This is a genomic window from Sorangium sp. So ce119, assembly GCF_051524405.1.
GTDB classification, from domain to species: Bacteria; Myxococcota_A; Polyangia; order Polyangiales; family Polyangiaceae; genus Sorangium; species Sorangium cellulosum_G.
This window is the reverse complement of the sequence record NZ_CP150311.1, coordinates 34,450-48,173: the sequence shown is the minus strand read 5'-3', so window position 1 is coordinate 48,173 and position 13,724 is coordinate 34,450. Positions and strand designations below refer to the sequence as shown.

Sequence of the window (13,724 nt, the reverse complement as noted above, 5' to 3'; positions counted from 1 at the left end):
GCAGGGGGGGCGCGACGGATCGAGTGGGCCGCGAGGGGGTGGCGACGGGGGGGGCGCGACGGATCGGATCCGTTGCGAGGGGGTGGCGGCAGGGGGGCGCGACGGATCGGATCCGTTGCGAGGGGGTGGCGGCAGGGGGGGCGCGACGGATCGAGTGGGCCGCGAAGGGGTGGCGACGGGGGGGGCGCGACGGATCGGATCCGTTGCGAGGGGGTGGCGGCAGGGGGGCGCGACGGATCGGATCCGTTGCGAGGGGGTGGCGGCAGGGGGGGCGCAACGGATCGGGTCCGTTGTGTGGGATGGCGGCAGGGGGGGCGCAACGGATCGGGTCCGTTGTGTGGGATGGCGGCAGGGGGGCGCAACGGATCGAGTGGACCGCGAGGGGGTGGCGGAGGGGGCGCGACGGATCGCATCTGCTGGGAGAGGCAGGTGCCAGGGAGGTCGGACGACCGCATGCCGAGCGCGACCGCCTCGATGGTGAAGGATCCGACGTCCGCCTGGCTCGTTCGCTTGAGCGGGCGACGTCCGGCGTTCGCTGTCGCCATCCTCTCGATGGCGGGGGACTTCGTTGACCCGTGAGGCGTCGCCGGCCCATAGTCCCAGTGTGACTCGCGACCCCCTCGGTTGGACGGACCTCAAGGTCGACCATCTGGAGGCGCTCGAATCCGACCAGTTCGAGCAGTTTTGCTTCGATCTGATCCAGTTCGAGGCCTATGAGCGGCACGACGGTCCGGAACTCGACGGTCCAGCGGGGCGGAGCGTTGCGGATGGGGGACGCGACATCCTGCTCACCGTGAAGCGGTCGCCCGTCACTCCCAAGATCGATTACCAGAAAGCGCATATCCTGACCCCGCTCACGGAGGACGGGCAGGTCCGCACGGCCTACAGCTGCAAGACCGGGGAGAACTGGCCCAAGCTCGCGCTGCGGGACGTGCATGATCGCAAGGGCCCTGGCAGGGTGATCGAGGTGCTCCTGGAAGGCGGCTATTTCAAGCTGCTCATCAACACCATCGGAAAGCGTGACTACGAGGTCGAGAGGAACGGCGTCAAGCGAACCCCCCACAAGCACCTCGCCGCAGCGCTCTGGGACCGCATGAAACAGGAGCGGCCGGACGCGGAGGACCCCAGCGCGCGCATCGAGATCCTCGACGCCCACGCGCTCACCGGCTTCTTGCGCGCGCGCCAGCCAGAGGGCGGGAGCATCGCCGCGTGGGCCGACCGCTTCGGCCTCGTCCCGCTGCTGCACGGCCTCGACGCGTGGCGCGTCCAGCACCGGGAGGACAGGAACAGGGACGAACCGGCATTCACGGACGACGCCGCGCGTGCGACGTTGCGCGACGCGCTCCTTGCGTTCGTCCGGCGCGCCCCGTCCGCGCCCCGCGAGGTCTCGGCGTGGCTCGTCGGCCCCCCTGGGGTCGGCAAGACGCGCTTGGTGCTGGAGGCGCTCGCGGGCGACCTGAGCATCGCGCAGCGCGTGCGGGTCGCTTGGAGCCCGGAGGAGGCGCTCGATGCGCTCGGCCCAGGACGGCTCTTGGCTCGCCACCCGACTGTCGTCTTGATCGTGGATGACTGTCCAACGATCCAGGTCGACTCCCTCGCCGCGCGCTTCGTCGCCGCCGCAGGGCCGCACGCTTCGGCGCGGCTCCTCGTCGTGACGCCGGCGCCAGAGCAGGTGTTGGCAATGGCGAGGCTCTCGCCGCGCTGGTACCTCACGCCGCTGGACTCGAACGCCACCCGGGCGCTCGCTGCCGATGTGCTCGGAGGACCCCCCGATGCCGAGAGAGTGCACGACATCGCCCGGCTGAGCGAGGGCTATCCCTGGTTCGTCGCCCTGCTCGCGCGCGAGTCGCTCGTCGAGGGGCGGCCGCCGCGCGACCTCCACGAGGCCGCGCAGTGGGCGCTCGCTGCCTCCTGGGAGGCGGATCGAGGTCCGGAGATCGAGGCGCTCCGCCTCCGCCGTGCGCGCTGCCTGCTCGCCGCGTCGATCACGCGACGGATCGACTGGGGCGAGCTCTCGCCGGCGCAGCGGGAGGAGGTGGCCCGCGCCGTCGGTCTTGAGCGCGGCCAGGACCTGTTCGACGTGGCGGTTCAGTGCGTGAGGCGCGGGATCCTCCGGCGCAATCAAGGCTGGAAGTACAAGTACGTGACACCCCTCGTGCTCGAGCGGGAGGTGATCGCGTGGCTCCTCGACCCGGACGGGGGACACGACCCGGGAGGCCGGACGCTGGTCCAATACGGCCAGCTCTACCTGGACGACTTCTTCGAGACCCTGTTGCGGCTCGGGCTCCCCCGCGAGCTCCTCATCGGCATGGCTCGGGTCGGCGTCGAGGATCTGGAGCGGGCGCCGGCGGACTGGGGGGAGCTCAGGTCCCTCGGCCTGCTCGGGCCGCGCCTCCGGTTCGTCGCCCGGCATGCGCCAGGCGCGACCGGGCGCGAGCTCCGCCGGCGGATCGAGGCGTCGAGCATCGACGAGTTGCGCGTGCGCGTCGAGGAGCGCCGCGGGATCGTGTTCGCCCTGGAGGAGCTCGCGACCCGCGCGGACGCCTTCGAGGACGCGGAGGCCGCGCTGCTCCGCCTCGCCCAGGCTGAGAACGAGTCGTACGCGAACAACGCCACGGCGACCTGGGCGGGCCTGTTCCTCGTCGAGCTCAACGCGACGCACCGATCGCTCGCCCAGCGCATGGCCCTCCTGGAACATCGCCTGAACGATCCCGATCCCGCCGTGCGCACGGTCGCCCTCGAGGGCATCCAGGCGGTCCTGGCGACGAGGGCGTTCCGCGTCGCGCACGAGGCGATCGACGGCGCCTGGACAGCACCCACGGGTGAGGAGGCCCGCCTGGCCCGAGCCCAGGCCTGGACGCTCCTCGGCGCGCGCTTCGGCGATCCCCATCCGTACGTGGCGGCCAAGGCGAAGCGAGCGGTCGCCGATGAGCTGCGCGGCGCAGTCCGGGCCGGGATGGGCGACCACGCCATGGCGACCCTCGCCGCGCACCTGGACGATTTCACGGAATCCGAGCGCGTCCAGCTCCGCGATGTCCTCGAGGCCGTGCGCGCCTACGACGCGGACTGGCTCGCGCCCGACAGCGCGTACCCCGGGCGGCTCGAGGCGCTGCTCGCGCCGTCATCGTTCAGGGAGCGCCTTCGCCAGCGCGTTGGGGCGTGGGGACCGGCCGCGCTTCGCGAGGACGACGACGCGCTCGACGATGCGCTCGCGCGCGAGGGGCTCGCGGGTGACGTGCCCATGTTGGACGAGCTGGACTGGCTTGTGTCCGACGAAGCCGTACGCGCGCATGTGTTCGCTTACGCGCTGGGCCGGTGCGACGAGCGCGGGATCCTGTTCGCGGGACTCCGCGAGCGGGCGAGGGCGTGCCACGGGGTGCGGGCGTGGAGGAAGCGAGCCGTCTTCGCGCGCTACCTGGGCGGCTGGGCGCAGGCGGGCCGAGGCGCCGCGGCGGAAGCGGTCCTGAGCGATCTGAAGCTGGACGCGGCCGAGGCGCCGCTGCTCGCGCTGGCCGTCATGGAGCTGGGCGCGACGGACGAGCGCCTCGCCTGGGTCCAGCGGGCGGTGCAGGGCGGCCTCCTCGATGAGGCCTGCGTGCTGGAGCTGGGCCGGCGTCGGCGCTGGCTGCTCCAGGTGAGCGAGGCGGCGTTCGCCGCCTTCGCGGGGGCGCTCGTCGAGGGGACGCCGATCGAGCATGCCGCGGCGGCGCTGGAGCTACTCGTCGAACGCATCCAGGACCGACCCGAGCGCGTGGCGCCTTTGCGAGCGCTCCTGCTCAGGGCGCTCGAACGCCTTTCGCCCCACCGCGTGCACGGCATAACCGACCACTTCTGGGAGCGGGGGGCGCGGCTCCTCGTCGAGCAGGGGGAGGCGGCGCCCGTCGCGGACCTCGCGCTCGTCGCGCTATCGCAGCCTCGTGGCGCCAAGGATCATGCGTGGAAGGCGCTGCACGCGGCCGCCGCGCGTGACGCCCGAGCGGCGTGGGAGGCGGTCGCGGCGGCCCTGGACCGGCGCGACCCCGCGGCGGGGCGCCTGCAGATGGCGTTCATGTTTCATCATCGCTCCTCGTTGGCCTGGCCCGCGGAGGACGTCCTCGCATGGGTCGGGCAGGACGCGCGCCGAGGTCGCACAGCCGCAGCGATCATGCGCCCCAGCGCGCCCGAGCTCGATCCCATCTGGCGGGCCCTTGTGCAGCGGTTCGGGCCGCGGAGCTCGGTCGCCGACGAGATCATCGCCCGTATCCACAGCACGGATGGATTGGTCGCGAGCCTGGCCGAGCACGACGTCGAGCAGCTCGAACGCGCGCGCGCGTGGCTCGCCGACCCCGATCCGCTCGTCCGCGCCTTTGCCGAGCGGCTCGTCGAATCCCTGACGCGCAGCCACGAGCGGCACGCGGCGGACGAGGAGGACGAGCGCCGCCGCTGGGGCACGTAGGGGGCCGGAGGAGCCGCGCGAGCCTCGGTGGAGCCGGCGCCCGCGTCCAGCGTGGAGCCCCGCTCTCCCGAGCCCTCGCGGCGAGCCTCTGGCCGCGCGGCCTTTCGTGATCGTTCCTGGTGAAGCGGGTGGTACCCTCCGCATCCTCAATGGACGACGAGGAGCTCGCGGCGCAGCGCGTCGGCACGCGGATCGGCACCTGGACGGTGGAGCGCGTGCTCGGGGGCGGCGGGATGGCGAGCGTCTTCCTCGGCCGGCGCGCCGACGGCCAGGTCGCGGCGGTGAAGGTCCTTCACCCGTCGCTCAGCCAGATCGACGAGCTGCGGAAGCGGTTCCTGCGCGAGGGGCCGATCGGCAGCGCTCTGGCCGCGGTCGGCCCGCTCTGCCAGGGGCTGCCGCTCGTGCTGGAGTCGGGCGTCGCGGGCGACGGCGCCGCGTACCTGGCGATGGAGGTGCTCGAGGGCGAGACGGTCTTCGATCGCATGGCCCGGGCGGGGACGCTCCCCGCGGGCGAGGTGCTGGCGCTGGCCGAGCGGGTCCTCGATGTGCTGGTCGTGGCGCACGCGCACGGCGTCATCCACCGGGACATCAAGCCCGAGAACCTGCACATCGGGTACGACGGGCGGGTGAAGGTGCTCGATTTCGGGATCGCGCGCGTGCTCGATCCGCTCCCGTTCGGCATGGGGGAGCTGCCGGACAAGACGGCGACGAAGACGGGGGTGGCGCTCGGCACGAGCGAGTACATGGCGCCCGAGCAGGCGACGGGGAACGTGCGCGAGATCGACGGCCGGACCGACGTCTTCGGGCTGGGCGCCACGATGTTCCGGCTGCTCTCCGGCCGCGCGATCCACGGCGAGGTCGCCGACGCGCGCCTGCTCATCGCCGCGGCGACGGAGCGGGCCCCGTCGCTCGCTGCGTGCGCGCCGGCCGTGCCCTCCGAGGTGTGCGACGTCGTGGATCGCGCCCTGTCGTTCCACAAGGCCGAGCGCTACCCCGACGCGGCGACGATGCGCGCCGACGTCCGCGCGGTGCGGGCCGGCCGGCTGCCGCCGTACGTGGTGGCCGTGGAGGAGGGGCGGATCCCGGCGGGGGCCCCGCTTCCGCGTCGCTGAGGGCGCCCTCCTCGCGGAGGGCGCCCTGTCCGGCTGCGACGCGCGTCAGCGGCGGCCGGCGCAGCGGAGCTGACCGTTGTCGTTCATGATGTCTCCGCGGCACCGCCGGAAGTCCACCATGCGCGTCCTGTGGAAGTTCCCCCTCCGGTCCGCGCACCTCGCGAACAGCGTGCCTCGCTCCGTCCGGACTTCCCTGCACGTCCTGAGATAGGAGCCCTCGGGTGGCCGGCGTTGCGCTTGCGCCACATCGCTGCTGGACATCACGGTGGACAACGAGAGCGCGCCGAGGACCAGCGCGACGAGCGAATTCTTCATGATTCCCCCCTTGGCGCAGCGCTTTGCGGGGCGATGCGTTGCTGAGCTCATGGGGCCGGGGCGCCGGGGGCGCAATCCTGCCAGGACGGCGAGGGGTGAGGGGTAAATGGGAAGAATTGAACCACAGAGGCACAGAGGGCACAGAGGGGAGAGAGGGAGATAAAGAGTCAGGCATATGGTTCTCCATCCTTTTTTTCTCTCCTCTGTGCCCTCTGTGCCTCTGTGGTTCAATCTCTGCTGTCTTCCACGATGTATCGAGTCGATCGAAGGGCCGCTGAGCTCATCGCGGACCGTCGTCGACATGGGCAGGTACTTCAGCGTCCGCTACGCCCCTATCGGCTCCCGTGCTCCTCGCCCGCGAGCAAGCTCGCCGCCTTCGCGAGATCCGCCTGGAAATGCGCCCGCGCCCCCGCGCGCGCCGCCTCGTCCGGCATGCGCAGGAGCGCCGCCGGGTGGTAGGTCGCCATCCACGACTCCGCCCACGGCGTCTTGAAGACCTGGCCGCGGCTCTGCGTGACGCTGAACCGACCGCCGAGGAACGAGCGCGCCGCCGTCGCGCCGAGACACACGATCACGCGCGGCCGCACCGCCTCGACCTCCGCCTGGAGCCAGGCGCGACAGGCCTGGATCTCCGGGCCGACGGGCTTCGCGTGCAGCCGGCGCTCGCCGCGCGGCTCCCACTTGAAGTGCTTCACCGCGTTCGTCACGTAGATGCCGCCGCGCGACAGGCCCGCTCCGGCGAGCGCCTCGTCGAGCACGCGCCCCGCTGGCCCGACGAACGGCCGGCCGCAGAGGTCCTCCTCGTCTCCAGGCTGCTCCCCCACGAGCATCAGCGCCGCGTCCGCCGGACCCTCGCCGAACACCACCTGCGTCGCCCGCTCGCACAGCGCGCACGCCTGGCACGACGCCGCCGCCTCGCGGAGCACCGGGAGCGCGCGCGAGCCGGGCACGTACGCCTCCGCCGCGCTCGCCGCCCCGCTGCGGCCCGCCTGCATCGCGTCGACGCGCGACGCCGCGTCCCGCACGAGCTCGCTCATCACCGAGAGCTCCGGGAGGGTGCTCCAGTGCTTCACGGGCATCTCCGCGCGCATCGCCCGGAGGTTCACCCGCGCGGGGTTGTAGATCGCGCGGTAGTAGGTGCGGAACAGCTCCTCCAACTCGTCCTCGCGCGGCGCCGCCTCGCGCGGCAGCCCGGGGCCATAGCGGAGCTCGGCGCCGTCCCAGTGCGCCGACTCGTCCGGGGTCAGGATCGACCACGCCATCGACGGGAAGCGCCGCTCGAAGAACGGCGCGCCCAGGCGCACGATCCGGTGGTCCGGGCGGTACCACGCGACGTAGCGCTCGCCGCCACCCTCGTCCTCGACCCGCCGGAAGCGCACGAACGCGTGCAGCTTGTGGACGTCGCGCCGCACCGCCTGCTCCAGGGCGCGCAGCCGCGCCACGTCGGGATCGGCGGCGAGCTCGAGCAGGTAGGGCTCGCCGTGGGTCAGGCGGAACAGCGCGCGGTAGAGCAGCGCGAACCTCGCCGCGTCGCGGTGGCAGGCGACCGCGGCCGCGAGGCGCATGTAGGCGGCGGGGACGCGCTGGCGCGGCGCGGCGTCGGACGCGCCGGGCGCCGCGCTGACGGGGGCGGCCGGCGCGCCGGGCGCCGCGCCGAAGAGGACGCCCTGGCCCTCGGCCGCCACGTCTTCCCAGAGGACGTCCTCGGGCGGCGCCTCGCGGGCGAGCAGCGCGCGGGCGGCGTCGCGGAAGGCCTCGAACGTCGGCGGGATGGGCGCGCGGATCACAGCTCCCCGGAGCGCGCCACCTCGCGCGCCTCGAACAGGCCGAGCTGCGCCGGCGGGCGGACCCGCTGCGCGAGCCCGGCGCGGTCGAGATCCCGCGCCGCGCTGCGGTGCTCGTCGGCCGTGACCAGGAACGGCGCCGCGCGGGCGACCGGGACGCGGAGCCGCGCGAGGTCGGCCATGCGGACCGCGCGGTGGCGGCGCATCGCGAGCACGCGCTGGACCGTCCGCACCCCGAGCCCCGGGACGCGGAGGAGCGCCTCCCGGGGCGCGGTGTTCACGTCGACAGGGAAGAACTCGCGGTGCGCGAGCGCCCACGCGAGCTTCGGATCCATCGTCAGATCCAGGTTGGGCGACGCCGCGCCGAGGAGCTCGCCCGCGGAGAAGCCGTAGAACCGGATCAGCCAGTCCGCCTCGTACAGCCGGTGCTCGCGCGCGAGCGGCGGCGACTCGGCCGGGAGCCGGGCGTCGGCGTGCGGGATCGGGCTGAACGCGGAGTAGTAGACGCGCCGCAGCCCGTGCGCGGTGTACAGCCGGGAGGCGGTGGCGAGGATCTCCCGGTCGCTCGTAGGCGTCGCGCCCACGATCATCTGCGTGCTGTGCCCCGCGGGCGCGAACGCGGGCCTGCGCGGGCTCGGGTCGTCGCGGGCCTCGACGATCCGCGCGTGGATCTCCGTCATGGCGGCCTCGATGGCCGGCATCGTCTTCTCGGGCGCGAGCGCCGCGAGATCCCGCTGCGTCGGCAGCTCGACGTTGACGCTGAGCCGATCGGCGTACCGCCCGGCCACGTCGAGGAGCTCGGGCGAGACGCCGGGCGCCGCCTTCAGGTGGATGTAGCCGCCGAACCGGTGCTCCTCGCGCAGCGACCGGGCGACCGCCACGAGCTGCTCCATCGTATAATCAGGGCTCTTGAGGACTCCCGAGCTCAGGAACAGCCCTTCGATGTAGTTCCGCCGGTAGAAGTCGAGCGTGAGCGCGACCACCTCCCCGGGCGAGAACCTCGCGCGCTCCACGTCGCTGGACAGGCGGTTCACGCAGTACTGGCAGTCGTAGATACAGACGTTCGTCAGCAGGATCTTCAGCAGGGAGACGCAGCGGCCGTCCGGCGTGTAGCTGTGGCAGATGCCCATGCCTTCCGTGCTGCCGATCCCCTGCGGCAGGGCGGGGCGGCGCGAGCCGCTGCTCGCGCACGAAGCGTCGTACTTTGCGGCGTCCGCGAGGATCGCGAGCTTTCGCTTGAGCTCCATGAACCGGACCAACCTTGGGGACTCCCCCCCTCTTGGCAAGGCCCGCGCGGCGCTCCGGGCGTCGAAAACGCACGTCAGGCAAGCGGATTTCGGCCGCGTGGCCCTCGTGATCGCCTCCCTGTCGATGCGCCTCGTGACGCGCTGCGCGCGACAGATGAGTCGACAGATGAGTCGGCTCGTTCATGCTCGCTCGCTGCGACCGTCGTGTGTTACTCCGGAGGAATGCGAACTTTCTTGAGGAACGCAATCGTCCTCATGTCGGCTGTCGTCGGCTCGAGCCACGTCGGCTGCGGCGACGATGGCGCTCCCGCGGTAGGAAGCCAGTCCGGGTCAGGCGGCCTCGGCGGCGCCGGCGGCAGCGGCGGTCTCAGCAGCAGCGAGGGCAACGGCGGTCTCGGCGGCGGAGCCGGCGAGGGTTCGTCTGCATCGAGATCGAGCAGCGCCGAGGTGTCGAGCTCGACCGGCGCCGGGGGCGGGGACGCGGCCCTCATCGACCGGTTCGGGATCGCGATGCTGCGGCCCACGCTGCCTTCCGGCAAGGCGTGGTTCTCGACCTGGGACAACGGCGTCGCGCGCACGTTCTCGGGGATCGACCCGGCCGACGCCTGGTTCGACGCCGACCATGGCGATGCCTCCTATGAGACCGACGGCCAGGGAATCCTCGCGATCAGCGGCGACGTCCCGCGGATGTACGTGCACGATCCCGCGCTCGCCGACCCGTGGACCGACGTCGAGGTGACCGTGTATTTCCTGCGCGCCGACGACGACGGGACACCTTATGGCGGCCTCGTCGCCATGGCGCGCACCAACCACGGCACGATCGGCGACGAGGACGTCAACAGGTGCGATACGCGAGGGATCGCCGCCCGCATGCGCTACGACGGCAAGATCGATTTCGAGAAGGAGACGAGCCACCCCGCCTCGACGGCCATCCTCGGAAAGACGCGCTGGGAAGGCGGCATGCCAGAGCAGGTATGGATCGGCTACAAGCAGCTCGTCTACGACCTGCCGAACGGCGATGTGAAGCAGGAGCTCTGGATCGATGAGACCGACGGCGCGAACGGCGGCGCCTGGGTGAAGATCCACGAGCACGTCGACCAGGGGACCGACTTCGGCGTGGGGGGCGAGCCCTGCCAGCCCGGGATCGATCCCGCCATGCGGCTCACCCGGGAACCGACCCGCCCGGGCTCGGAGACCGGCAAACCGAACCTCAGCGTCTACTTCCGGAGCGACGGGGTGGGCCCCGACGGTCTCCTGTACAAGAAGGGGAGCATCCGGGAGATCGTGCCCTGACCGGCGCGCGCGGGCTTGTCGGCGCCCGCGCGTCGAGGCCAGCGCGGCTTTCGCGCGACGCCGGGATCCCTCGAACGGGCGTCCCGGTGGGGCTTTACGCACGGCGCGACTTCGCCGATCCTTGTGCAATGCACCTACGTCTCGTTCCTGCTCTGGCTTTCGCTGTTGCGCTTCATGGCTCCGGGTGTTCGGACGCTGGCTCCGGGGATCCCGTCGGCCCCCCCGCCGGCTCCGGCGCCGGGGGCGCGGGGGGCGGTGGCGGGAACGATCTCGGTGAGATCGCCGGGGGGGTCGGTGGGGGGAGCGGGCTCTCGACCGACGTGAGCGTGATCATCACGGCCGACAACGCCTATGGCTTCGGCTACGGGACCGGCGACAAGCTCCTGAATTACTTCGGCGGCGTCGAGAACCTCCTCGCGGACGAGATATTCTCCTGTCCCGTCGGCCACGGGCCCGAGTCGTACACGGTGCCGGCCCGGTCCGCCGACGCCGGAAGCTATCTCTACATCGTCACCTACGCCGACATCCTCACGACGCAGGGCGTGCTCGGCCAGTTCTTCCGCGAGGGCGCGGATCCCGTCTTCACCGGCGACGGCGCGTGGGAGGTCTGCGCGACCGGCGAGGACTACGATCTCGGCTCGCGCGGGCCGACGCTGGAGACCGTCAACCAGCACATCGCGCGCTGCAACGGTGGAGATCTGGATCCGCAGACGACCAGCGGCGGCTGGGTGACGACGGAGGTGTCCGACCGCGGTCATGTCGTGTTCGGCGAGGCGAACGACACCCCCCGCGACGACCCGCAGCCCGGCAACGAGTTCCCGATCGTCTGCGGCATTGACGAGGGGGCCCGGTGGATGTGGTACGAGTGGGACCCGAGCCGCAGCACCGGCAGCCCGTTCCTGTGGCCCGGCGGCAGCAGCAACGTCATCAGGGATTTCTTGATCTTCCGGCTCGGCGCCGAGTTCATCCCCGAGCCGCCGCGCTGACCGACTGCCAGGCTCACGGGCCAGGGTGATCATGAGCCGTCAGGACGCCAGGAGCGCCAGGAGACGAGGCGTTCTCTCCTGGGTGCCCCCTGAGCATCGCGTCCATGTTCCGCTAGGCTCGGCGCCCGCACCCTCATGGTCCGCGCTCGGCTGATGATCCTCGCCGCCGCCGTCCTCTGGTCCACCGGAGGCGCGGCCATCAAGCTGGTCTCCCTCGACGGGTGGCAGGTCGCCTCGGGCCGCGCGCTGGTCGCGGCGCTCGCGCTGGGCCTGGCCATGCCCGGCGCGCGCCGCTGGCCCTCGCGGCGCGCGCTCGCGGCCGCGGCCGTCTACGCCGCCGTCATGGTGCTGTTCGTGCTGGCCACCAAGCTGACCACGGCCGCGAACGCGATCTTCCTCCAGTCCACCGCGCCCGTGTACGTCCTGCTGCTCAGCCCCTGGCTGCTCGGGGAGCGGCCCTCGCGCGGCGAGAAGCTCGCGGCGCCCGTCTTCATCGTGGGCCTCGCGCTCTTCTTCCTGGACCAGCTCTCTGCCGGACAGCTCCTCGGCAACGCCCTCGCGCTCCTCTCCGGGCTCGCGTTCGCGCTGTGCGTGATGGCGTTCCGCGCGACCCCGGACGACAACCCCGTGGTGCTCGTCTGGGGCAACCTCCTCGCGTGCCTCGGCGCGCTGCCGATGGCGCTCGGCGGCGCGGCCCGCCCGGGGCCGCTCGACCTCGCGCTCCTCGTGTTCCTGGGCGCGGTGCAGATCGGCCTGTCCTACGTCCTGTTCAGCCGCGGCATGCGCCACACGCCGGCCGTCGAGGCCTCCTTGCTGGCGCTGGTGGAGCCGGTGCTCAACCCCGTCTGGGCGCTCCTCTTCGTCGGAGAGCGCCCAGGGCTCTGGTCGACGGCGGGCGGCGCCGTCATCCTCGGCGCCACCGTCTGGCGGACCGTGCACGCCGCGCGCGCCGCGCCCCCGCAGGCGCCGCTGCCGAGCTCACGCGCGTGAGCGCGGTGGAGAGGGGGAGTGGGGAAGTGGCGGGAGTGGGGGAGAGAGGCGCGCCTCGCCGGGACGCGCGCCTCGGTGAATCAGGCTCGCCGGGCGGCGCAGCCGGTTCGCGGCGCCGCGCCGCGATGCGCGGCCGCGACGCCGGTCACTTCGCCTCGACCTTCACGCCGGCGCTCGCCTTGAAGTTCGCCTTCGCGCCGCCGCCGCCGTTGCCGTCGCCGTCCACCGCGGGCGCGGTCGCCTTCAGATCGAACGACGGCGGCGTGTTGGGATCGCACTCCGGCGGCGGCCCGAACCCGTCGGCGTTGAACTTCCACGAGACCGAGCCCGACGCCGAGGGATCCTTCCGGATCGCCTTGATCTCCACCTCGTGCTCCCCCGCGCGCGCCGGCGTGCAGTACGAGAACAGGTAGAAGCGCTTCATGTGCGCCTCGATCTTCGCCGCGATCTTGTCGAACGACTCCTTGACCTTGGCCTGGTCCGCCGCGAGCTCGGTGCCGTCGCGCCCGATCTCGTCGAGCCGCGCCTTCTCGATCTCGGCGCCGACGCCGACGACGAAGATCTGGTAGTTCTCGTACTCTTCCTTGTCGAGCTCCTTGAGCATGTCCTCCCGGCTCACGCGGTTCGCGCGATCGGTGCCGTCGGAGAACACGACGAGCGTGCCGAACTTGAGCGGCCGCCGGTCCCTGTCGAGCTGCTTCTTGAGCTCGCGGATGCCCTCGACCACGCCGCCGTGGAGGTTGGTCGACGTGTCCCGCGGCTTGTAGGTCCGGAGCCCCTCGAGCCCGCCCTGCACCGAGCCCTGCGCCTCGGTGAACGGGACGACGGAGTGGATTTTTACCTCGCCATCGAACGCGTAGACGCCGACCTTCTGGCTCTTGCCCACGCGGTCGCTGAACGACTGCGCGGCGTCGACGAGCGCGTCGGCCTGGCCCGACTCGGTGATGCTGCCGCTCATGTCGACGAGCAGCATCGTGTACATGACCGCCGCGACCTCGGGGTTCTGGATGGTCTGCTTGCTCTCGAACTTCGAGACGAGGTCGCCGTCCTCGTAGATCTCGAAGTCCTCGGCCGTCAGGCCGCCGACCGGCTCGTCCTCGCCGGCGTCGACGCTGAAGAACACCCAGACGTTGTTCGGCTTCTTCTGGGCGGAGTTGATCCGGGTCACCCGCAGTCCGCCGCCGCAAGCGACGCTCGAGAGCGCGAACAGGGCGGCGAGCAGGATCCGGAACGCTGGAGAACAAAGGAGAATTTTCACGGCCGGGATTAGCGCGCATCGGGCGCCGCCGTGTCAATTCACTGCGCGCAGGCAGGCTGCCTGGCGGCGGTCGCGCCGGGCGGGCACGGCCGGGCGGGAGCCGGGGGAGCCGCTTCCACGGCCGGCGGCGCCGCGCGCGGCGTCCCCCGCGGCCGCCTCCTGTCCGCGCCCGGGGGCCACCGCGCCGGTTTACACCGGGAAGGAGACCGCCGTACATAGGCCGGCGCACCTCCGAGGAGCGCGCCGGCCGCCCCCCGCCGTCAGCGAGTTGCTCCTACCCAGCGGATTTCCGTTACCCTGTCGC

General features: G+C 72.2%; 9 protein-coding genes. 5 read left to right on the top strand and 4 right to left on the bottom strand.

The features are described from left to right. The first annotated feature begins 568 nt into the window (after positions 1-568). Both WME76_RS44470 and WME76_RS44465 read left to right on the top strand, forming a co-directional pair. Positions 569-4,435: a hypothetical protein gene (locus WME76_RS44470; protein WP_437962276.1), complete on the top strand. Its 3,867-nt coding sequence runs from the start codon at positions 569-571 to the stop codon at positions 4,433-4,435. A gap of 149 nt (positions 4,436-4,584) precedes the next feature. Continuing rightward, positions 4,585-5,547, top strand: a complete 963-nt coding sequence (locus WME76_RS44465; protein ID WP_437962275.1) for a serine/threonine-protein kinase — start codon at positions 4,585-4,587, stop codon at positions 5,545-5,547. Positions 5,548-5,592: 45 nt separating this feature from the next. Here the strand turns inward: WME76_RS44465 and WME76_RS44460 are convergent, their stop codons facing one another. From WME76_RS44460 to WME76_RS44450, 3 genes are all read right to left on the bottom strand, one after another. Continuing rightward, complete coding sequence (locus WME76_RS44460) at positions 5,593-5,862, bottom strand: hypothetical protein (protein ID WP_437962274.1); 270 nt, start codon at positions 5,860-5,862, stop codon at positions 5,593-5,595. 332 nt (positions 5,863-6,194) lie between these two features. Next, the gene (locus tag WME76_RS44455) at positions 6,195-7,649 is read right to left on the bottom strand and encodes a UdgX family uracil-DNA binding protein (RefSeq protein ID WP_437962273.1); all 1,455 of its coding nucleotides are present in this window, start codon (positions 7,647-7,649) and stop codon (positions 6,195-6,197) included. Continuing rightward, entirely contained in the window at positions 7,646-8,893 is a 1,248-nt protein-coding gene (locus tag WME76_RS44450; RefSeq protein WP_437962272.1) for a putative DNA modification/repair radical SAM protein, read from the bottom strand. Before WME76_RS44450 ends, WME76_RS44455 begins: the two co-directional genes overlap by 4 nt. A 255-nt stretch (positions 8,894-9,148) precedes the next feature. Between WME76_RS44450 and WME76_RS44445 the strand changes: the two genes are divergently transcribed. From WME76_RS44445 to WME76_RS44435, 3 genes are all read left to right on the top strand, one after another. After that, positions 9,149-10,186, top strand: a complete 1,038-nt coding sequence (locus WME76_RS44445) for a hypothetical protein (protein ID WP_437962271.1) — start codon at positions 9,149-9,151, stop codon at positions 10,184-10,186. Positions 10,187-10,506: 320 nt separating this feature from the next. Continuing rightward, entirely contained in the window at positions 10,507-11,172 is a 666-nt protein-coding gene (locus WME76_RS44440; protein ID WP_437962270.1) for a hypothetical protein, read from the top strand. Positions 11,173-11,307: 135 nt separating this feature from the next. Further along, entirely contained in the window at positions 11,308-12,162 is an 855-nt protein-coding gene (locus tag WME76_RS44435; protein WP_437962269.1) for a DMT family transporter, read from the top strand. Between the two features lie 145 nt (positions 12,163-12,307). On the opposite strand, the gene WME76_RS44430 is transcribed toward WME76_RS44435, so the two are convergent. Then, a complete protein-coding gene (locus WME76_RS44430; protein WP_437962268.1) occupies positions 12,308-13,420 on the bottom strand; it encodes a VWA domain-containing protein in 1,113 nt (370 codons plus the stop codon). Positions 13,421-13,724 lie beyond the last annotated feature (304 nt).